The following is a 20,519-nucleotide window of genomic DNA, read 5'->3' on the forward strand; positions in this document are numbered from 1 at the left end:
GTCAAATGGTTTATTTTTTCAAACGGGACAAAGGGGACATTTTTGGTGTCACTTCTAGAACTTCTCTCTCGAATATCATTCACTTTTAATAACAAAATAAAAAACCGCTCTCTATAGAGAACGGCTTCCATCTTATAATCTAAACTTCTCCACCGACTGTTCCAGCTGTTTAGAAAGCATACTCAGCTGAACGGTCAGCTCTGAAATCTTTTCTACCGCATCCTCCTGCTGGTCTGTTGAGGCTGCGACTTCGCGGGAAATTTGTGCTGTGTCTTTAGACAGACCCGCAAATTCATCAATGGATGCAGAAATCTCTTCTGATCCGGCAGAGAGCTCTTCTGTTACAGCAGAAACCTCCTGAATTTCCCCAGTAACACCTTCAACAGCATGCAGAATCTGATTGAATTTCTCTCCGGCACTATTGACCAGAACTGTGCCTTCTTCCACTTTACCTGAGCTCGCATGCATATTTCCGACTGCCTGTTCAATGGACGATCTAAAGTGATTTAGCTTTTCGGCAATTTGTGCAGCAGATGCTTTTGAGCCTTCTGCCAGCTTTTTAACCTCCTGGGATACAACCGCGAAGCCTTTGCCATGTTCGCCTGCTCTGGCTGCTTCAATGGCTGCATTTAATGCAAGCAGATTGGTTTGCTCTGCTATGCCTGAAATCAGGTTCACAATATCCTCAATTTCAATAGCCTGCGTACCCAGCTCTTCTATAAATAGGGATGAATCATTTACAGTCTTTTTAATCTCATTGATCTGCCGGATGATGGATTGAATTTCATCAAATCCTTCTTTTACCTGCTGTGTAACTGTATTGGATTGTTCGCTCACATCTGTCGAAGCTTCCGCAATACGCTGTATGCCTATGGCCATTTCTTCTATTGCTTTCGCAGATTCCTCACTTCTGATCAGCTGTGTATCAGTAGCCCCTGCCACTTCCTGAATCCCTCTGACAATCAGGCTGCTTGCCTGGCTGATTTCTTCCATCTTGTTTTCTATTTTACCCGAGGAGACCAAGAGTGCTTCTGAAGATGCTTTTATATCTTCAACCATCACTTTTGTATGATGCGTCATTTTTTTGAATGACTCTGTAACAAAACCAATTTCGTCATTCCCTTTTACCTTAATGGAATTAGCCTTCTCTTCTGCACCCCGAAGATCTCCATCAGCCATCAATTGGGCTGCTGAACTGATATTCTGCAGAGGGTGCAGTCTTTTTTTGACGAACCAGGACAGTATGGCAACAACTGCAAGGATTAACAGTATATTTATCACCAGGTTCATAGGGAGCTCTTTTTGCAGTACTTGATCTGAAATACTATTAACATTCTCTGCATTGATGTCGACACCCAATATCCCGATTACTTTTCCATCGGCTTTAATTGGTACAAACGCTGAAAGATAATCCCCATATTCCGGATCATGAACGATCGGTGAGCTTGATGCTTTTCCATCTAATACAGGAGAAATATCTTCATACGCTGTAGCAGTTGTCGGTGTTTTAATTTCCGCAGCCATATCCGAGTTCTTCGGCAGGCCATCAACCATTATAAAGAGCTCTTTCTTCTCGGAATCGGCCATTAAAGTATAAACGTAAAACGCACCCGTTTTCTCCCGAAAATCATTCAGCTGTTCCCGAAGATCCCAATAGGCCTCAGACTGTTCGGGATTCTTCAAAAAATCCTCATACTTATCTGTTTGCATCTTTGAAGCTATATTGTCTGCAATGCTTATACTAAAATTTTCAATAGAAGACTCTACTGAATTTTTCGTGCTTAAGTAGAGCATAGCAATATTGCCGAGTAAAACAATTGCCATTCCAAGCGCCATAACCATTGCAATTCTAGTGCTGAGCTTTTTCATATATTTCACTCCATTAGTAAATATTTCATAAATGGATTATAACTTTTAACCCAGTAAAATAGCACTAGTAAAATCAGGAAATACACAAAAAATACTGAAACCATTTCGGCTCCAGCATCTCTCTCAATCAATAATCATTTCCAAAAAACTCTCGCCTTCCTCAGTCGCAGGCAATCTAAAAAACTCGCTAAATGTCGCCCCAACGTCAGCCATCGAATTACGCTTCCCTATGTTCACCGGTTTTACCCGCTTCCCGGCAGTGAGTATTGGAACGTATTCTCTCGTATGGTTGGAATGGCCAATGGTCGGGTCGTTGCCATGGTCGGCCATAATAATTATTAGATCCTCCTCTGCCATCTTGGGCAGGAATTCTGCGAGCCACTGGTCGGTTGTATTCAGCAGTCTGGCATACCATTCGGCATCCTCAGCATGTCCGGCCAGGTCTGTCTCCTGTACATTAACCAGAAACGCCGCGTCCTCTTTTTCTCCCAAATAAGATTTCTCTAAAGCTCGCAAAACCTTCTCGGTATCCACAATCGGATCTGCAGGTCCTTCTCCATGCAAAACATCGGCCGTTTTGCCAATCCGATATACTTTAAGGCCATGTCTGGCAGCTATCATCGGAAATTGTCCGTCTATGTTTACACCGTAGCCCATGTGATAGACTTCATAGCCTTTGCCGTACACCTTGGCCTTCGGGGCATCCACTCCCCACTGGCCGGAATTTTTTTCATGAACAACTGACAGGATATGTTCGATGGTTGTATAGGGTCCTCCAAAAGCAATCACACGGCTGGTGTCTACGTTCTGGCGGACAATCTTTCCGACTTTCTTTAACTCCTGGAAAGGCATTTTATTAAAATCAGCGGTTAAATTGATGATATTTCCTAATGAAGATTCAAGATTATCCCCAATGACACAGGCACCGTTTACCAGCAGCACCGGCCTGTCTTCCCATGGGTATTCAACCTGGCAGCCTGCTTCTATTAATGCTTGTGCCAAATCCGGATGAATATCCTTCATCAGCCTTTTATTTGAGCGCTTCGGGCAGCTTCCGGCAATTTCCTGATGCCCGAGGTACGTATCTGCCCCGTGATGGGCCAGTGCCGAGCAACCGTAAGCATTGGCAGGGGCTGCCTTGCCATCGACAAGCGTTCCCAGCCCAAGCTGATATAGAGTTGGTATGTTTAAAAAATCAACCGATTCCCGGATATGCTTATAGGTATTGGCCCTGCAGTCAGCAGGGCTGTACTCTCCGCAATCCTCCATTGCCCCGATGCCAAAGCTGTCAATCACCAGCAGAATTGCTTTTGCCATCCTTACCACTTCCTCTCAAAGTGAACCAATTCCGGCTTTCCGCTCTGAATTCCTTTTACCAGGGCAATATGGGCCCTCGTGACAAACACCTGGGTACGGAAAGAGAAAACAGCTGTATCGCCTTCAGAAATCTTAAAGCCGTTCGGTTTCTCAATCGCGCCATAGTAATCAATCGCTTCAGGAGCCGGTTCGATTGCTTTTACATACTGCCTCAATATGTCTTTTTCATTGTTTCCGACCAGACACCCGGTTAAATGGGAGCGTCCGTAATAGCCGCCGCCAATGACGTAATAATGCTCCTGATCCTGGTGGGACACTTCCGTTACATATACAATGGCAGGTTTCTCAGGGAGATTCCGGTAAGCATGCAGCGGGGTCGTTCCGGTGAGGGCATGTCCCGGTTCTCCATGTGTTACACCCTGTTCTGCCAGGAACGGTATGGTTTCACAGCTGGTCGCACTTGGACCGTTTACCTGCTTTACAATAATGCCCTTTTTCTCCAGAACCTCTTTTGCTTTTAGGAGGGTTTTAAAGTTAGGAGTCGGCTCCATGCTTCTCCTGTCCTGAGATATTTGAAGGTTCGGGAAGGTGGTGACGCCTGCTATGTTAATCCCTGGAAGCCCGGCCAGTTCGAGAAGCTCTTCATCCAGCTTTTCCAATCGAAAGCCGCCCTGCTGTCCGGGATAAATCATATCGCCTTCTGCATACACCCTGAGAAGTACATCCTGCACCATGCCTGATTGAACAGCTGCATCAGAAAGCTGTCTGGCACGCGCAAGGGAAAATAGGGTAATGACTTCCGGATTCCACAACAGCACTTCCGGCCACTGATTTTTCCCCGGCTGAACCAGGTGGCCGACATTTCCTAGTTTAACGCCGCCTTCTGCCAATGTTTTGGCTTCGTCGAATTCAACAGCAACCGCTCTTTCAATTCCGTGCTCTGCAATAAATTGGCCTATAAACGGAAGCCTTCCAAGCTGCTTGCTCATGAAATAAAGCGTAAAGTCATGATTTTTTGCCTTTTCTGCCAGAGCTTCTACATTCTCTCCGAGTATATCGAGGTCAATCACGTACGTATTCGGGGGTATTTGCCCGCTTTGGTGCAAAGTGACACCTGATTGAATAAGCTTAGGATTTCTGCGCTTTGTTACATCTAAAAACATTGAAGCTTCCCCCTTTATTTACGGGTATCAACGATGCTGCACTTCTTTTGCAAGAGGTATCACTTTTTCCAAAATGCCGATGATCGTGCCCGCTCCTGATTTCATCGGATTAATGCGCAGTCCATATTCCTTCAGCTCGGGCTGTGCTTCCAAAAAGCTGCCGGAAACTCGGTAAATCATCGGGATAATTTCATATTTTGATTCCGCCCCAACCGGATGAGTGGCCGCCCCATGCTCATCACTGATGCTGATCACTCTTTGGGCAATCGGATCTTCGAGTTCTACAATGACATTTTTGGATTGGGCATTCGTCATGTAGGCGGCGCGAATCCCGTTCACAGCCCCTTCATTCAGACGGCGGCAGAGCTCTTCCACCTGCTCGTTTTGAATAGCCAGCGATACAGGTGCAAATGTCATCATTCTTAAAAGCTCCATGGCTTCGTAGCCCTGAACCTGGCCGCCGCCCGAGTAGTTATAGTGATGCACCCGTTCGATGGCCTCTTTTTTGCCGGCAATGACCGCAATTCCTTCCGGCCCGAGAAGCTTAAATCCGGAAAAGGTTGAGTAATCCGCTCCTAATTCCACGCCAATTCCCTTTGTCTTCAACGCGCAATAATTGTCATCCACGACGATTGGAAGATCCGGGCGTTCTTCCTTCACGGCTTTGATGACTTCGGCCAATTGATAATGGTCTGTCGGCTGCTGGCGTGCATGCTGAATGTAAAAAACCTTAGGATTTTGATTACTTCTGATGGCCATTCTGACCTCCTCGAGGTGGTTGTAATCTGCCTGGACGGTTTTAATGCCCAATATCCTTAACGTTTCCTTTGTCGTCGTATAAACAGGTGCAGTGTGAATGAACATTTCATCTCCAGGAGACAAAAGCATGCTTAGAATATTGCGAATCGCGCCTGTTCCGGCTCCCCTGACAAGGGCGCAGTCTTCTGCTTCAAAGAAATCCGCCAGAACTCTTTCCACAAGATACGTCTGTTCCGGACGCTTATAAGCTGGAGAAACACCAAGGTCTCCCATTGAAAGAAATTGCCTGCCTTTGAAATAGCGGCTCATTCTGTCTACCAGTTTGAATTGTTTTTCCTGTGCTTCCTGTATCGATAGGCTTGGCAAAATTGATTTTGCGTACTTTAATTCAGCTCGGTTATATGTGGACACTATGATCGCTCCCTTATTGAAAAAGCTCTGGATGGATTAACGGTCAGGAATTGATGAAGAATGCTTTCCGGAACTCCTGATTCTTTCAATCTTGGAATAAAAGTCTCCAGCACAAGTCCATATCCCGGTCCTCCGTGCTTTTTCCAATGCGACCTGCGGGTTAAGTCTGCTGAAAGAAGAATTTGCTTTTCAAGCCCGAGGTTTATGAAATCCAGGAGGAAAGCGGCTCTTTCTTCATCGGGACGGTAATTATTTTTTCCGATCGTATCAAAAGCGATATAGGCTCCTGTTTCCAAAACAGCCAGAACCTCGTCTTTATTCGGGTTAAGGTCCTGATGGCCGATGATGATCTGATCAGCCGGAAGGCCATGCTTTGTCAGCAGCTGCACCTGCTCAAGCCCGAGTGTTCCGAGCGTTGTATGAGTGGTCACCGGAAGGCCGGTTTCGGCTCCAGCCATAGCGGCACCAATTAAGAGCTCACGTTCAATCGGCTTCATTTCATTTTTGCTAGTGCCCACTTCCCCGATGACACCCGGGAGAATGCCCGTTTCGGCAATCCCTTCCTTGGCTTCTTTTATAAAATGCTGTGCAAACTGCTCCGCATTCCAGCCATCTGCAAAATGGGGGATATAAGGATCTTTATAGAAGCCTGTGCATGTAATAAGGTGAACCCCTGTTGCCTCACTCAGCCTTTTTAGCACATGAGCATCCCGGCCCATGCCGTCATTCGTCACTTCCACCATTGACCTTCCGCCGAGACGATAGAAGTCCTCCAGTTCCTCACGCATGCCCTGTTCATCATCCAGTATGGTATCCGGATCTTTTTTCACTCGCGAAAGGTCAATGGAGAGATGCTCGTGAGCCGAGCAAATCCCCAATTCTTCCGGAGCAATTTTTCCAAGTACGGTTTGTATCATGGCTGTCCACTCCGTTCTCTTTATTTGGTTCCTTTACTGAGGTATGTTCATGATTCCAAGTGCAACCAAAATATTGGCAATGATTCCGACTGCAATGGCACCCACAGGGCCGACCGCAATGCGGACAATCGGACGTCCTGCCGCTTCATTCAGCAAATAGAATCCGGCGATGAAGAAGAATCCGAACCCCGGCGCAATCGCATTAGCAGCATTTGCTCCGCCGATTAATAGGGCTACTTCCAGAAGCTTGGTCATCGCACTGCGGATATTTTCTCCGGAATTACGGACACCGGGATATTTATCAAGGAATCTCGCAATTGAACTTAATAGCATAACTTCAATGAAAATAATAATGACCCCGCCGATTAAAGCCACCCAAACATTCGGGGAGAAAAATCCGACGACGAAAATGAGCGTAAATCCGACCGGGCTGTATACGCCTGTTGCAATTGCTGTACTGGCTACAAGCGGAATAAAACCTAGTGCACGGGCAGCCGCTGCAATTCCGGCATCTGTTGCTTTGCCTTCCGCTAATAGATTTAGAGAAATCGGATCTCCTGCCATGATCCATAGATTCGTAGCAGCAGCAATAAGACCGCCAATAATCATAAAGAACACGACATTTTTTCTGATTTTAGCCACTTTGTCACTGAATACTGCGGCAAGGTCGATGGAAGAGCCCTCTTCTGCCTTTTCCTTCATGGCAAATACAAGAAGGAAGATCATTCCTGTAATAAGGGCCATTCCTTCCTGGTTCAGTGTTACTGTAGTTCCTGAAATCGTAAGGACTCCGCTTTCATTCAGCCAGACAGCGAGCTGACGGATTAATGCTGAAACGATAAACGTTATGACCCCTTTTTTCACGCTGAACTGCAAAGCAACCGCAAGCGCCGGGAATGCCATAAATGTTACGACAACCGGTGTTCCAACGGCTCCCATCGCTTCAAGGAAATTAAGCGGCAGATAATCGAACAGCTTCACAAAGCCTTCAAGTCCGATTAACAGCCCTGCTCCATAAGCACCGCCAATCACAGCCGCAAGCGGTGTTCCCCATTTATTTTTCGGCGTCAGCAAACCGATAATATCTGTTCCCAGCAGGATACTGTGAACGAGGATGATACTGGCCGAGAGTGTAAAAGGTATTCCAAATCCGATTACAAGGCCGAAGCTCATCGCAAAGGCAGTGAAGGCAAGATCCCTTCTCGTCATCCTGCCTTCCACATGTTCGGAGACAATTGGACGAAGCCCATCATTGAAAACCGCAATATTCATATTGGCCAAAACAGCAGCAACGGCACCAATCAGGATAATTAACGTCATTTCCATTTCTATTTCCCCCTCAGATAAAATGGATTAGCTTTTATTTATTCTTTAAAGCTTTGATAATCATAAGCACTGCGGTCTCTTTGTGGTCAGCTGTAAATCCAAACGCTTTCTTCCCTTCATTGACAGCGATTACAATTTTCTCCTCAACAGGCTTTTTTCCTGGCATGGAGACGGTCTCGCAATTTGGCTTGCCTAGTAGTGCAATCGCCATGGCCAAAGCTCCGCCGCCTCCTGTGTGGCAGGCTCCCACATAATAATCTGCCTGTCCCGTCTTAACAGCCATCGCAGCCTCCAGATCCGACTTGACCATCGTCGTTATGCTGCTATCAATCTCTTTTATCAAGCTCTCAATCTCTTTTTTATCAACCTGTCCGCCAACTACAATTTTCATCTTAATTTCCTCCTTTGTTGATTTGCAGTACATTTGTGTAATGTATGACCAGAAAATCGATTTCTTCTTGGGGGAGCTGATTCTTCCATAGCTGCTGTACGTAATCGATTTCTTTTATTGCCACTGATGCTTCTAGTGACTGTTTAACTTCATCCAGCAAGGCAGGATGGGGAGCCTCAACCTGTTCACCCTTTTCAATTCTCGTCAGAGCTGTCGGCAAATGGGTGAACAGCATTTCAGCTCCATCTATGGCATCTTTTTTCAAGTGTGACTGTAAATGCATAAACGCTAACGTGCTTATATCAGCTGCTTTGGTACTGACAACAGATGAAGCTAAAAGAATGTCCATTCTTTCTTTCAATTGATTTAAATCCATGTTTAAATCCCTCCAGAATACAGTATTTAGTATATTAGTGCTGATAAGAAACTAGAACTTCAGTTTCTTAATAGTGAGGATACTTGTTTCCTTCCTCCACCAGCCTTTGGGTCTCTTCCACTTTATTAAACTGGAGGAGCTGGATTTGTTCCCTGATATTTGTTCTTTCACTTTCTATGACAATGGCTGCTGTGGTTGCTTTTATGGCCAGTTCCTTTGCCTTTTTTGATTTAAAGTCAGAGGAGGCAAACGTTTTTAGCGCCCTCGCTTCATCTGCATTCCAGACCGCTGCATCAATACTGCCGTTTTTCAGCATATTGAAAAGCTGCATATAGTCCACCTTTATCAGTTCAACCTTGTGCTTTTCACATTCAAGGAGGGTAATATTTGCCTGGTCGGCAGATGAATAATCAATTCCTATCTTCATGCCATCAGTAATCTCGCTGTTTTTGCTATCTGAAAAAAAGACTCTATGGGACGTTACATAGGTCTCGGGCCCAAGTGTATGGAGAATTTCCAGGCCCTCAAACTCCTGCACTGCCTCTTCTGCCGCCAGCTGAGACATGATCGCAAAATCGTAGCGCCGGGTTTTTAATGATTCGATCCGCCTTCTCGCCCCTCTCATATAAGCAAGGCCAGACTTTTTGTTGATTTCCTCAAACCCTTCGACAATGCCAGTCGCCAATCCCTCATACTTGCGGGAATAAGGCAGCGGCATTACGCCCATCACTGGTCCGATCCCGGCAATCTCATACAGCAGGTTGATGTCCCTCTTCTTCAGAAAGGTCCCAAGATGCCCTCTGGATTCAAGAGCTATGGCATGCAAATCTTCCAGCACTCTTAATGCCCCCTGAACAGTTCCCCGGCCCAAGGATAGCTTTTCCGTAAAATCACTTACGCGGGGGATTCTCTCTCCCTCTGAAAACTGAATAAGCTCCTTTGCAATAAACTTTGCAGCCAGCCCATTCTTTGAATATAAACTTTCCCAAATACGGCTCATAATGTAATACCTCTTTACCTTTAATCAATATACGAAAAACTGTATATTATAAGTGTAGCGGTTATTTTTTATTAATTCAAGAGTTTTCTAACTTTTCCGCAATTTAATATTGCTAATTTCCTTTATTCTTCTTAGATAGGGGTTTCGCTTGTAAATGAGTCTGTTGGTTTCCACCGCGGACAATTAGTTCGCCATGTCCAGACTCCATCTCTCGGGTTTCTGCTTCTCCTGTCCGAAGGGGCTAAAAGTTCGGACTCACTCGATCGAATTTCTGCTTCTTCTGTCCGAAGGGGCATCATGTTCGGACTCAACCTCTCGGATTTCTGCTTCTCCTGTTCGAAGTGGCTTCAGGTTCGGACTCTTTCTCCCCGATTTCTGCTTCTCCTGTCCGAAGGAGCTAAAAGTTCGGACTCAGCCGCTCAGGTTTATCCTTTTTCTGTCCAAATGTGAACCCCTCCATTCAGTTATCTCCTCATAATTGGGGGTTGGTACGTTAGCAGCAATCCCAATTATAAAGAACATCTGTAAAATTCCTCTTCCGCAAATCCTCTTCCTTAATAAAGAAGTTGGCAACACCGCTGTCCCCAAACATCAGCTCAATATCATCGTCCGTATCCGCCTGGAATAGCAAAATCTTATAATCACCTGTTGGGTCCCCTTTTTCTCTAGGATCCTGCTGGGTGAAGTAGGGATAGCCGCCAACTTTATGGCCCTCTGCACCTAATTCCTCGGAGTAAAGCTCATATAAATCCTCATAATCCGGATGATCGATGGATTCAAATAAGTCAATTTTGACCATGTCCTCAAATCGGAAATCCTCAGCAGGTACAGGAGCGAACTTAAGGTTAAAAATCATCTTTGCTTCCTGGACTATCGGATCATATTCATCACCTAAATCAGGCATATACGAAAAATCTGTCACAAGGTCTGACTCATCTTTCACGCCATTTGGATGATAAACAACCCGAAAATTTTTTTGATCAGCCGGGTTATCAAAATCAAGTCCGTACATATCATCAACCGGTGAGAGATAGAATTGAAGAATTCCGCTCTCAGGCATAGGCTCAATGTGAGGAACTTCTTCGAAATTGATTTGCGCAAATAGATTCATATAATTTCCCTGCTCATCCTTTGGTTGTTCGCTTGTTTTTGGAAGGTAGGGCTTTCCTCCGAACTTGCTTTCATAAAGTGTGGTCTCCCCTCTTTCTGCATGTATGCAGACAAACGATTTAGCTGTTTTTTCTAATTCGCTCCGATATTTTTCAAATTCCTTAGGCAGCGTTAAAGATTGATTTCTCATGCTTTTTCCTCCTATTTCTCTTAATTGGTAAGTTCATCCCAAAATTCAGCTATCCATTGCTCTAACTCCGTTGTTATTTCTTGTGAAGATTCATCCAGAAGCTCCCCAAACAACTTGCTTCCAGGGATTTTTTTCGATACCGGCATTCCAAGAAAAAAGTATTCGCATTCCCAAATTTTAATGATTTTTACATCTATGAGATCCCCTCTTTTATCAGAACTCCCCAGTGAAATGGAGGAACTGTATCCAGGCTGGAAAACATCTCTGCCCTCCTGATTAAAATTCAGCCTCGAGTTTCAGTCCTTTCTTTGAAAAAGCCGCTTTATTCTCTCTTAGAAGCTTTTCAATATGTTCTTTTAGTTCCTTTTCAATACTATGAATCTTCCCCTTTAACTCTGAAGTGAATGTCTTGTGGAAATATTTCATAAAAACATCTTCTCTCATCAAAAATAAACAGAATATATGTAAATTCGCCAGCCTCATCCATTCTTCCTATCTGCAGAAAAAAAGAGCTGCTATAAAGCAGCCCACACTTTCCTATAAAATACTCTTAAAACCCTTCGCCTGTTCATCCAGCTTTCTTGCAGCTTCCCCGATATCTTTAAAAGCAGATACAGCCTGTTCATTAAGAACCTGGTTTTCACTTATGCCTGACTGTGATTGCAGAGTTGCGTCACTAATTTTGTTGATTTCATCTGATATTCCTTTGATGTGGGCATTGACTTCCTGGATGGAGTCCTGCACCCGGTTTGCGAGCTTTCGCACTTCTCCGGCAACGACGTTGAAGCCTCTGCCATGTTCGCCGGCACGTGCTGCTTCAATAGCTGCATTTAATGCCAGGAGGTTCGTTTCGGCCGCTATTTCACGGATTGTTTTTACGATGCTGCCGATGGATTGTGCCTGTGATTTGAGAGAATGGAGAATTTCCAGGTTCCCTTTGGACTCATAAACGAGCTTGGCTATCGCCTGAGCTGCCTCTTCGCTTCTTTCAATTCCAGCTTTTGCTTTTTCACTAAGGGCTTCTGACATTGCCTGAAACTGGAATGCTACCTGCGCTGTATTCGTTTCCCTTTCTGTAATATCCGTAGCAACCTTTACAACACCTTCTAATCTGCCATCATTCCCAAATACCGGTGTGTAAGTCGCTTCGAGCCAGATAAGATCTCCTTGCTTGGTCACACGCTGAATTTTTTCCTGAAAGCTTTTGCCATTGCGCAGATTTCTCCAAAGTACCTGATATTCCCTGCTGGCGGCAAATTCAGGGGTGCAAAATTGCTTATGCATCATATTTGACATTTCTTCTGCACGATATTTGACAGTGCGGGCAAAATTCTCATTTGCCCACAGCACTTTCCCGTTTCTATCAAATTCAATCATGGCCAGAGAATTTTCAATTGCAGCCAAAACAGCTTCTTTTTCAAGAACCTGTGTGCTTTTAAAATGACTAGGCTTATAAGTTGTAAGCATGCTCTTCCTCTTTTCAAAAAAGTTTGTCAGAACATATCCCTACAAGAGGACTGGTCCCATGTAAGTGCTGGCCGGTTGCGCTACTAGCTCGAATTCATTAAAGCGCCCATTTCTACTTGAATTTCCATTGCTTCCAACTTGCCCCGCATGTAAGGCTATAGTACTAGCATCGGTCAGTCATCACAATTCTCAATGCTCTGCTTTCATTTATACTGAAAATTCAAATAATTAATCACTAAGACCCATGATTCCCATAATTAGTAAAAGTAGAATAGAACTGTAAGAGATTATGCAGAAGGGATTGATTTATCTGAAAAATAAGCTAATTGCGTTATCACTGGCATCTGCTTTAAGCTTTTCACTTTTTCCGGAAAGAAGTTTTGCCGAGCAAACTGCTGCGGAAAACCAGGCCATAATACCTGGTGCGCATACAGTAACGGAACAATACTTTGATGGTGTGAACAACAACTGGCTGACCACCAAGAATCCCCTCCAATATCAGCAGGCGACCCTTTACGGAAACATCGGTCTTGCTCCTTATCTCTGGGGAAATGCCGAGGAAGGAACCGGATGGCATCAAATGTATAAGCCTTCTTCTGTAACGGGAACACAGGTAAATGGTATTTTTGAAGATGCCCAGTTTGTCATAAGGGTTCCGGATCACTGGAATGGCCGGCTGGTTGTTTCGGGAATCCCGGCTACAAGAAATGAAACATCAACCGACCTGCTTTTCAGCGACTATGTCCTGGAAAAAGGATATGCTTTTGCAGCGATTGATAAAGGCACCCAGGGTGACGCTGATTCAGCTGATCCATTTGCAAAAGTAAAGAATGCCTTAGCCGCTGAGGATGATAGCGTAGCAGAATGGCACCAGCGGTTCCGGCAGGTTACGAAAGCCGCACAGCGATACTTAGTCAGCCATTATTCCGATGGTCTGATCGATCCGGCAGATTCTACTGACCCGGCGAGCGATTTAGTATCGGCAGTGCATAAAATTCCTACATATGCGATGGGAATTTCCAATGGCGGATACGTCGTGCGCTATGCCCTTGAAAATGACCATCCAGAGAAGACTGGCGAACCGCGTCTTTTTGATGGAGGAGTTGATTGGGAAGGCGTGTTATGGACGGAAGAAAAGCCAAATTTAATCAGTTCTCTGACCACCGTAGTGAATCATGCGGAGGAAGCTTTGTTTGGAAGCGGCAAAATAAAGCAGAAAGCGATTAAAGAGCTATACAAAGCTGGATTGCCCAAAGGATCGGAAAAACTATGGGCCTATCATGATCAGGTATACTGGTTTGTCTCGCTGAATATCTATCGGGACCATTTCGATCCGGAAGCCCCAGGCCGTACCCATTGGAGCAATTACCTGAACTTTGTTAATGGCGTGAGAGACCGATCATTTGATTCTGTCTTTGAAGATTATAAATATGTGACCCGTCCAAAAGAAGTGAAAGAAAATATTAAGGAAGTGGCCAATACTGGAGATATAGATGTGCCGCTCATCTCTTTCACTGGTTCCCTTGATTCGCTGATATTCCCGGATATTCATGCAAAGGGATATCAAAAGCTGGTCAAGAAAGCCGGAAAGCAGGATCTGCACCGAATGTATACTATTGAGAATGGGAACCATGTTGACAGCCTTGTCTGGAACAGCTCCGCCGATCCGGATAAAGAACTTCAGCCTTTGTTGCCTTACGCTCACCAGTCATTCGACTTGCTTATCGACTGGGTGGAAAACGGGAAAGCTGCTCCTGAGAGCAAAACGGTCAATGCTCCAGAGAACCCGGTTAAGGTTATTGATTTAAAAACGGGGCAGGAACGGGATCCCCGTTAGGTTGAGGCAGGAGTGTTGATCTGCAGTCTTAAAAATGGCTAACCGCACGAAAAAATTTCTATCCGCACGTAAATTGTGGTTATAAGCACAGAAAAAATTTTATCCGCAAGTAAGTTGAGTCTATCCGCACATAAACTGATTTTAATGATACATGAAGGCATCTCAGTGCGGTTTTTATGGAAGAAATATGCCCCAGTCGTTATGGATTGGGGCTTTTAAGCTTCGTATTAAATGTTTTTAGTAAATGAACGGTTCATTTTCGATAAATCCGCCTTGTGACGAACTTCAATAAGGAAATTTCTGCTCTGCTGGCCCGAAGCTGACAAAAGTACGGACTCCAACTGGATTATTCCTACTGTCAGACTCTGACACGGTTCGGACTCTAACTGACTAATTTCTGCTTAGCATGTCCGAAGGCGACACGGGTTCGGACTCCGATTAAATTGCCGCTCAGTCTGTCCGAAGCCCTATCAGCGATGAACCTTCCTGCTGCCTGCCATCAGCCACACCACAACCGGAAGCAGACCAAAGGAAACCACCGTAATCCCCGTCCATCCCCCAGTCTGCCATACCAGGCCGGCAAGCGTCCCTCCGGTTGCCACTCCAAGGTAATAGCTTACGAGATAGATGCTCGAGGCACCGGCTTTGTGATGGGCAGCGCGCTCATTTACAATGGCCGCCATCAGTGAATGCGCCACAAAGAATCCAAGACAGGTCAGGCATAGACCTATTACAATTACTGATAAAGAGTGCACATTGGTAAGCAAGGTCCCTCCTATTAAAATGACAGTTCCGACCGAGACCAGTGTAGCTTGCCTAAAATGAGCAGATAGCCTTCCGCCCAGAATGGAGCCAACTATACCGAAGCTGTATGCCAGGTAAGTAAACGAAATATTTTTTACAGAAAGATTAAAAGGATCCTGTTCGAGGTAAAAAGGCAGGTACGTCCATACTCCTGTAAACGAGAATTGGAGGAGGATTCCCATCGCGAACGCAGGGAAAAGTTTCGTGTTTTTCAGATGTGAGCCCATGCCTGATAAGTCTTTTTGAACTGATATTTTACTGGGCTTAAAATAATGAGATTTTGGCAGAGTCATAAAATAAATGATGAATAACAGAATGGAGAATCCAAATAGGAAGTAAACAGAAGTCTGCCAGCTGGCCATATCAGCAATGTACCCGACGAAGATGCGGCCGGCCATTCCGCCAATGGCATTGGCTGCAATATACATGGTGATGCCGAGACTGACGCTTCTAGAATCAAGTTCCTCCCCTAGATACGCGATGGCAGCTGCAGGCAGGCCCGCTATACAAATGCCCTGCAGGAAACGCAGCACCAGAAACGTTTCGAAATTAGGCGAAACGGGCAAAAGCACTAACGGAATAATAGTGCAAACAAGCGTAATATTCATTATGGAAACCCGCCCAATTCGATCAGATAGAAACCCGAAAAATAACAATCCGAAAATCATAGAAACCACAGCAGCAGACAGTGATAAACCGGCTGCTGCAGATGTGATGTCAAATGATTTCACGAGCAGCGGCATAATCGGCTGCACAAAGTATAAATTAGCGAATACTAAAATGGATGCACTCGTCATCGCAATCATAATTTTTTTGAAGCCGGCATCATGCAGCGAATATTTATCAGCTTCCTGTTGTCTAGCATTTACAGCAGTCATTTTCCCACCCAGTTCCTATAAAGCATTAAATCCATCATAACATTTTATTTGAAATGGATCGAAAATTCCGATAATTTTTTTCCACACAATTCCCATTAAGAACTTCCCTCAGCTATTTTTGAAACAGCGCGCACCTTCATTCCAACTGCCCTAAATGTTATAATATAGGAATGTACTTTGGAACATGGGGACTGGCTGATTGTCCCCTACGGGTAGATGGGACAAGGAACCTGTCCCTTTGTCCCACACCAACAAGGGGGTTGTGAAATGATTCCGGAGCGGTTTTTGGAGCCTTTAGAGTTTGCAGCGAATGAGCTGAAGGGGTTACTGCGGGCAGAGAATGAGGAAGATGCGCGCCTGGTGCAGAAGGGGCTGATGCTTTTTCGGCAGGGGCTTGTGTATCAGCTTCGCTTCGAAGATGATAAGGTTTTGGCGACGGTCCAGGATGTGACTCCCGCAAAGGTTGAACTTAATCTTGAGTTCATTCATTTGAGCGAGTGTTCCTGTCCGGCTGAAGGTTTTTGCCGCCATCAGACTGCGGTATTTCTGCAGCTTCTTTCCAAAGCCAAAAGTGTGTCCATGTGGATTGAAGAGTGGAGGAAGCCGATAAAGGAAAAGCAGACAGCCAAGAATTGGGGGCTTCAAAGAGCGAAGGATCTTTTGAAATCCTCCGGTCAGATGAAGACAGGTTACGACGGCTGGGTTGCCGGATTCGAGGAAAGCTTTACCGAGCTGCTGGAAAAACAGGGAGAGCCTCGTCCCTATGTACTCCCTGAGCTTTTCCATGTTTATCTGCGGCGCATGAAAGCGGGAGCACCGGTTGAACAGGAATGGAAGCTGCTGTATCTGCTTGTCGGCTATGTCTTTTCTTTTAAAAAGCTAATGGCGCTGAGCAGGAAGTACGGCCATGGCGAAGAATTGATTGACCGTTATTACCGCCATCTCTATCAGTCCCTGATGGAAGATTCGGTTGAGATAATGAACAAACTGTCGGTGCACTCCCTTCCCTTCGCTTTCGATCAATATATTGAAAAACTGAAAGATGATTCCGCCGGGCTGATCACCGGTTCTTTTGGGTTGGATTATGAGCGGGCCCATTTATATCGGCTGTTATGGACACATTTTTTTAAAAAGAAAGAATGGCGTGAAGCGGAGATCCAGAAGCTGGAATCCTCCATCAAAGAGGAATCGCCCAGCCTTCCGTCTGTGACAGGCTATGTGCATCTTCATATCCTTGAACGTAATGATGAACAGGCACTCAGTGTTTTAAATGTGCCAAATCATTTAATGACTCCTTACATGCTTTACTGGATCGATTATTTTTCAGCCAATAAGGACTGGAATCGGATGGGTCCTTATGCAGAAGCATTTATCCATAAATTACGGGATTACTTGAAACAATCTGATGACTATTATGCCTGCATGGATTTTACCAGGATGGCCATCAAGGCTATTTCTCCGTATTGCCTGGAAAGCAGCAAAATGGATTTATACGAGAAAGCCTTGATGGAAACGCTGCCGTACAGCTACAGCGACTATGAATACCTCCTTTTTGAAAAAGGCGAATTCATAAAGTGGGCCGATCTGCAGGCGTTTATTGGCTTTGATATTGATTCTTTAGGCAAGGACCGGATCAGGGAAATCAGCAAAAAGGAACCCTCCATACTCCTGCCGCTCTATCACCAGGCCATCACTGCCCATATCAATATGAAAAACAGGGATCATTACCGCGAGGCTGTCCGGAAAATGAAAAAGCTTCGCACGCTGTACAATAAGCTGAAACGCCAGGAAGACTGGCAGCTTTTTCTTGAATTGCTGCTTGAAAAAACGAAACGTCTCCGCGCCTTTCAGGAAGAATGCAAAAGGGGTAAGCTAATCGATGCTTAAAACGAGATTTCTCCATGTGAAAGTGAAACCAATAAACAATGACCGCTACCTGATTTTTGCCGTCAATGAAGAAGGCCGCCTCCTGTCCCCAAAAGAATGGAAGCCGCTTCTTTTTAACCATCACAGAGAAAGTTTCTTTGGAACAATGCTTGATGCTGTTGATGCGGACGGAATCAAAGGGATCTCTGTAAGCGGCTGGCAGCTCGTTACCCTGTTTGCGGCTGAGCAGTTCAACCGTTTGATTGATTGGAGCTGGGATGAAACTGCCGAAATCCTGCTGGCTTCCTCTCATGCTCTTTACGATTCGATCGTGGAAAAAGAATGGATGCCGGATTTCGCCGCCTGGGAACAGGATCAATTCCGCTGGGCACTGCCGGAAAGTGTGGTTACCGAATTCGGCACAAACTTTTGGGACCAGGCTGTAGAAGGCTCACCTGTCAGGGAGTTTATCGGAGATTTATTTCACCGCTCCCTTGATGGCTATATGAATCAGAATCAGGAAGCGAAAGCACAGTTCGGTGAAAAGCTTGAAGCATTGCGGAGTGAGCACCTCTCACCAAAGGATCTTGCTGCTTATTTTGATGAAGAAAGCTGGCAGGAATGGATCGGGGTTAAATCAAATGAAGCTCCTTTTTCGATTGGACTTAAGCTGGAAGAGCCCGGGGATATTGATTCCAGCTGGGATCTGGCGATATTCCTCCGCGGAAAAAATAATTCTGATGTCTTTGTCGACTTCAAGGACTATTCGAACTATCCCCACAACTGGCATGATTTTGAAGATTCTATTGACAAAGAGATCGAGCGCTGGCTTGAGCTATTCCCATGGCTTGAAGGCAAGCCTGGAATGATCTCCACTTCACTGACTGAAGATGAAGCCTGGACCTTTCTCACTGAAGCGAGCGAAACCCTGCTGGCACTTGGCGTGGAAATCCTGCTTCCTTCGTGGTGGCAGGCTATGAAAAATGCAAGCCTAAAGGTCAAAGCAAAAGTGAAAGGAACCGGGAGCCACCGTCCTTCGTTTGTCGGGCTTCAGTCCATGCTTGATTATGATTGGCGCTTCAGCATGAATGGCGTTGATTTAACAGAGGATGAATTCCGGGGTATGGTTGAGGAAAAAAGAAGGCTTGTCTACATTCGCGGCCGCTGGATCAAGCTGGATCCCCATTTTGTCCGCCATATTCAGGATTTAATGAAGAAAGCGGAAAAAGAAGGATTGCATGTCCGTGACTTGATAGAACAGGAGCTTATGGCTGACGAGAGCACGCAGGAAGACGAGCTGGATAATCCTAAGGCTTTTGCCCGCATTCAGATCGAGCTTAACCGCCAATGGAAACAGATGGTGAAGCAGCTTCGCGATATCAAAAGTCTTCCGCTTGAAGAGGTCCCTGCAAGCTTCAAGGGTGATCTTCGCCCTTATCAGAAGCTCGGCATGAGCTGGCTGCTGTTTCTGCGCCGATATGGTTTTGGCGCCATTCTGGCAGATGATATGGGGCTTGGAAAAACGATTCAGCTGATCTCTTATCTGTTAAAGGTAAAGAAAGAGGAAGACAGCGGCCCATCGCTTATCGTCTGCCCTACATCTGTCCTCGGCAACTGGCAGAAGGAAATCGAGCGCTTTGCACCTGGCATGAATGTTTATCTCCATTACGGTTCAAATCGTCTGAAGGGTGAAAGCTTTTCTGAAAAAGTAATGGAGTCTGATATTGTGCTGACCTCCTATGGACTAACCCATATGGATCTGGAGGATTTTGAAACCATCGAGTGGAGCTCAATTTCAATTGATGAAGCTCAAAATATTAAAAATGCCCAGACAAAGCAATCGCGGGCTGTCCGAAAGTTAAAAGGCAAGCACCATATTGCCCTCACCGGCACGCCCATGGAAAACCGGCTGACCGAGCTCTGGTCCATTTTTGACTTTACGAACCATGGCTATCTCGGCAGCCTCGGGCAGTTTCAGAAGCGCTATGTACTGCCGATTGAAAAGGATGATGACAAGGATAAAGTCAGGCAGCTGCAGGCATATATCCGTCCCTTCCTCCTCCGCCGCACGAAGAAGGATGAGGATGTGGCCTTGAACCTGCCTGATAAGCTTGAGCAGAAGGAATATTGTCCTCTTACTGCTGAGCAGGCCTCGCTATACGAGCAGCTTGTCCAGGATACATTCGCACAGATCGAAAAGCTGTCCGGGTTTGAGCGTAAAGGTCTGATCCTGCAGTTATTAAGCCGCTTAAAGCAGCTGTGCAACCACCCGGCCCTTTATTTAAAAGAGGAGAAGCCTAAGCATGTCCTTGAACGTTCTGTAAAGCTTGAAAAGTTAAGCGAGCTTGTCAGTGCTGTACATGAGCAGGGAGAAAGCTGCCTGATTTTTACCCAGTATATTGAAATGGGGAACATGATCGCCCGCTTGCTGAAAAAACAATTCGGATTCGACGTTCCATTTTTAAACGGCAGCGTGCCAAAGCAGGAACGGGACAATATGATCAGCCGTTTTCAAGATCATGAATTCCCGGTTTTCCTGCTGTCGCTTAAAGCTGGCGGAACCGGTTTGAATCTGACGGCAGCAAACCATGTCATCCATTATGACCGCTGGTGGAATCCCGCCGTCGAAAACCAGGCAACCGACCGCGCATACCGAATTGGGCAAAAACGCTTTGTTCATGTCCATAAAATGATTGCCACCGGGACGCTCGAAGAGAAGATTGATGCCATGCTCGAAAAAAAACAGTCCCTTAATGATCAAATTATTACGAGCGAGAATTGGATTACCGAGCTTTCAACAGATGAGCTGAGAGATCTGGTTCACCTGACATAAATTTT

16 protein-coding genes are annotated in these 20,519 nt (G+C 45.5%); 3 read left to right on the forward strand and 13 right to left on the reverse strand.

All coding sequences use genetic code 11. The features are described 5' to 3' along the window. Positions 1-132: 132 nt before the first annotated feature. From AC0VZ9_RS25400 to AC0VZ9_RS25455, 12 genes are all read right to left on the reverse strand, one after another. Positions 133-1,869, reverse strand: coding sequence for a methyl-accepting chemotaxis protein (locus AC0VZ9_RS25400; protein ID WP_475396905.1), 1,737 nt, complete (start codon positions 1,867-1,869; stop codon positions 133-135). A gap of 123 nt (positions 1,870-1,992) precedes the next feature. Next, the gene (locus AC0VZ9_RS25405) at positions 1,993-3,186 is read right to left on the reverse strand and encodes a phosphopentomutase (RefSeq protein WP_019380673.1); all 1,194 of its coding nucleotides are present in this window, start codon (positions 3,184-3,186) and stop codon (positions 1,993-1,995) included. 2 nt (positions 3,187-3,188) lie between these two features. Continuing rightward, positions 3,189-4,349 carry a YhfX family PLP-dependent enzyme gene (locus tag AC0VZ9_RS25410; RefSeq protein WP_019380672.1) on the reverse strand — a complete coding sequence of 387 codons (1,161 nt, stop codon included), beginning with the start codon at positions 4,347-4,349 and terminating at the stop codon, positions 3,189-3,191. 27 nt (positions 4,350-4,376) lie between these two features. After that, positions 4,377-5,519: an aminotransferase class V-fold PLP-dependent enzyme gene (locus AC0VZ9_RS25415; RefSeq protein ID WP_475396906.1), complete on the reverse strand. Its 1,143-nt coding sequence runs from the start codon at positions 5,517-5,519 to the stop codon at positions 4,377-4,379. Further along, complete coding sequence (locus tag AC0VZ9_RS25420) at positions 5,519-6,436, reverse strand: phosphotriesterase family protein (protein WP_019380670.1); 918 nt, start codon at positions 6,434-6,436, stop codon at positions 5,519-5,521. The genes AC0VZ9_RS25415 and AC0VZ9_RS25420 overlap by 1 nt, the downstream gene beginning before the upstream one ends. Before the next feature lie 33 nt (positions 6,437-6,469). Then, complete coding sequence (locus AC0VZ9_RS25425) at positions 6,470-7,762, reverse strand: YhfT family protein (RefSeq protein WP_217026567.1); 1,293 nt, start codon at positions 7,760-7,762, stop codon at positions 6,470-6,472. A 34-nt stretch (positions 7,763-7,796) separates the two neighbouring features. After that, on the reverse strand, positions 7,797-8,153 hold the full coding sequence (locus AC0VZ9_RS25430; RefSeq protein WP_475396907.1) for a DUF2620 domain-containing protein: 357 nt from the start codon (positions 8,151-8,153) through the stop codon (positions 7,797-7,799). 1 nt (position 8,154) lies between these two features. Beyond that, entirely contained in the window at positions 8,155-8,529 is a 375-nt protein-coding gene (locus tag AC0VZ9_RS25435; protein WP_009332153.1) for a PRD domain-containing protein, read from the reverse strand. 67 nt (positions 8,530-8,596) lie between these two features. Then, positions 8,597-9,529: a GntR family transcriptional regulator YhfZ gene (yhfZ, locus tag AC0VZ9_RS25440; RefSeq protein WP_009332154.1), complete on the reverse strand. Its 933-nt coding sequence runs from the start codon at positions 9,527-9,529 to the stop codon at positions 8,597-8,599. 493 nt (positions 9,530-10,022) lie between these two features. Further along, positions 10,023-10,829: a YwqG family protein gene (locus AC0VZ9_RS25445; protein ID WP_475396908.1), complete on the reverse strand. Its 807-nt coding sequence runs from the start codon at positions 10,827-10,829 to the stop codon at positions 10,023-10,025. Between the two features lie 276 nt (positions 10,830-11,105). Further along, positions 11,106-11,255, reverse strand: coding sequence for a hypothetical protein (locus AC0VZ9_RS25450; RefSeq protein WP_475396909.1), 150 nt, complete (start codon positions 11,253-11,255; stop codon positions 11,106-11,108). A 111-nt stretch (positions 11,256-11,366) separates the two neighbouring features. After that, complete coding sequence (locus AC0VZ9_RS25455; RefSeq protein ID WP_475396910.1) at positions 11,367-12,296, reverse strand: methyl-accepting chemotaxis protein; 930 nt, start codon at positions 12,294-12,296, stop codon at positions 11,367-11,369. Positions 12,297-12,606: 310 nt separating this feature from the next. On the opposite strand from AC0VZ9_RS25455, the gene AC0VZ9_RS25460 reads away from it, so the two are divergent. Next, a complete protein-coding gene (locus AC0VZ9_RS25460) occupies positions 12,607-14,133 on the forward strand; it encodes an alpha/beta hydrolase (protein WP_251174380.1) in 1,527 nt (508 codons plus the stop codon). Positions 14,134-14,603: 470 nt separating this feature from the next. Here AC0VZ9_RS25460 and AC0VZ9_RS25465 read toward each other — a convergent pair whose 3' ends face one another. Continuing rightward, positions 14,604-15,815, reverse strand: coding sequence for an MFS transporter (locus AC0VZ9_RS25465; RefSeq protein WP_251174288.1), 1,212 nt, complete (start codon positions 15,813-15,815; stop codon positions 14,604-14,606). Positions 15,816-16,082: 267 nt separating this feature from the next. Between AC0VZ9_RS25465 and AC0VZ9_RS25470 the strand changes: the two genes are divergently transcribed. Together AC0VZ9_RS25470 and AC0VZ9_RS25475 are read left to right on the forward strand one after the other, a co-directional pair. Then, complete coding sequence (locus AC0VZ9_RS25470) at positions 16,083-17,702, forward strand: SWIM zinc finger family protein (RefSeq protein ID WP_019380661.1); 1,620 nt, start codon at positions 16,083-16,085, stop codon at positions 17,700-17,702. Next, on the forward strand, positions 17,695-20,514 hold the full coding sequence (locus tag AC0VZ9_RS25475; RefSeq protein WP_475396911.1) for a DEAD/DEAH box helicase: 2,820 nt from the start codon (positions 17,695-17,697) through the stop codon (positions 20,512-20,514). Before AC0VZ9_RS25470 ends, AC0VZ9_RS25475 begins: the two co-directional genes overlap by 8 nt. Positions 20,515-20,519: the final 5 nt, after the last annotated feature.

Source organism: Cytobacillus sp. QJM3NY_8 (assembly GCF_056173585.1).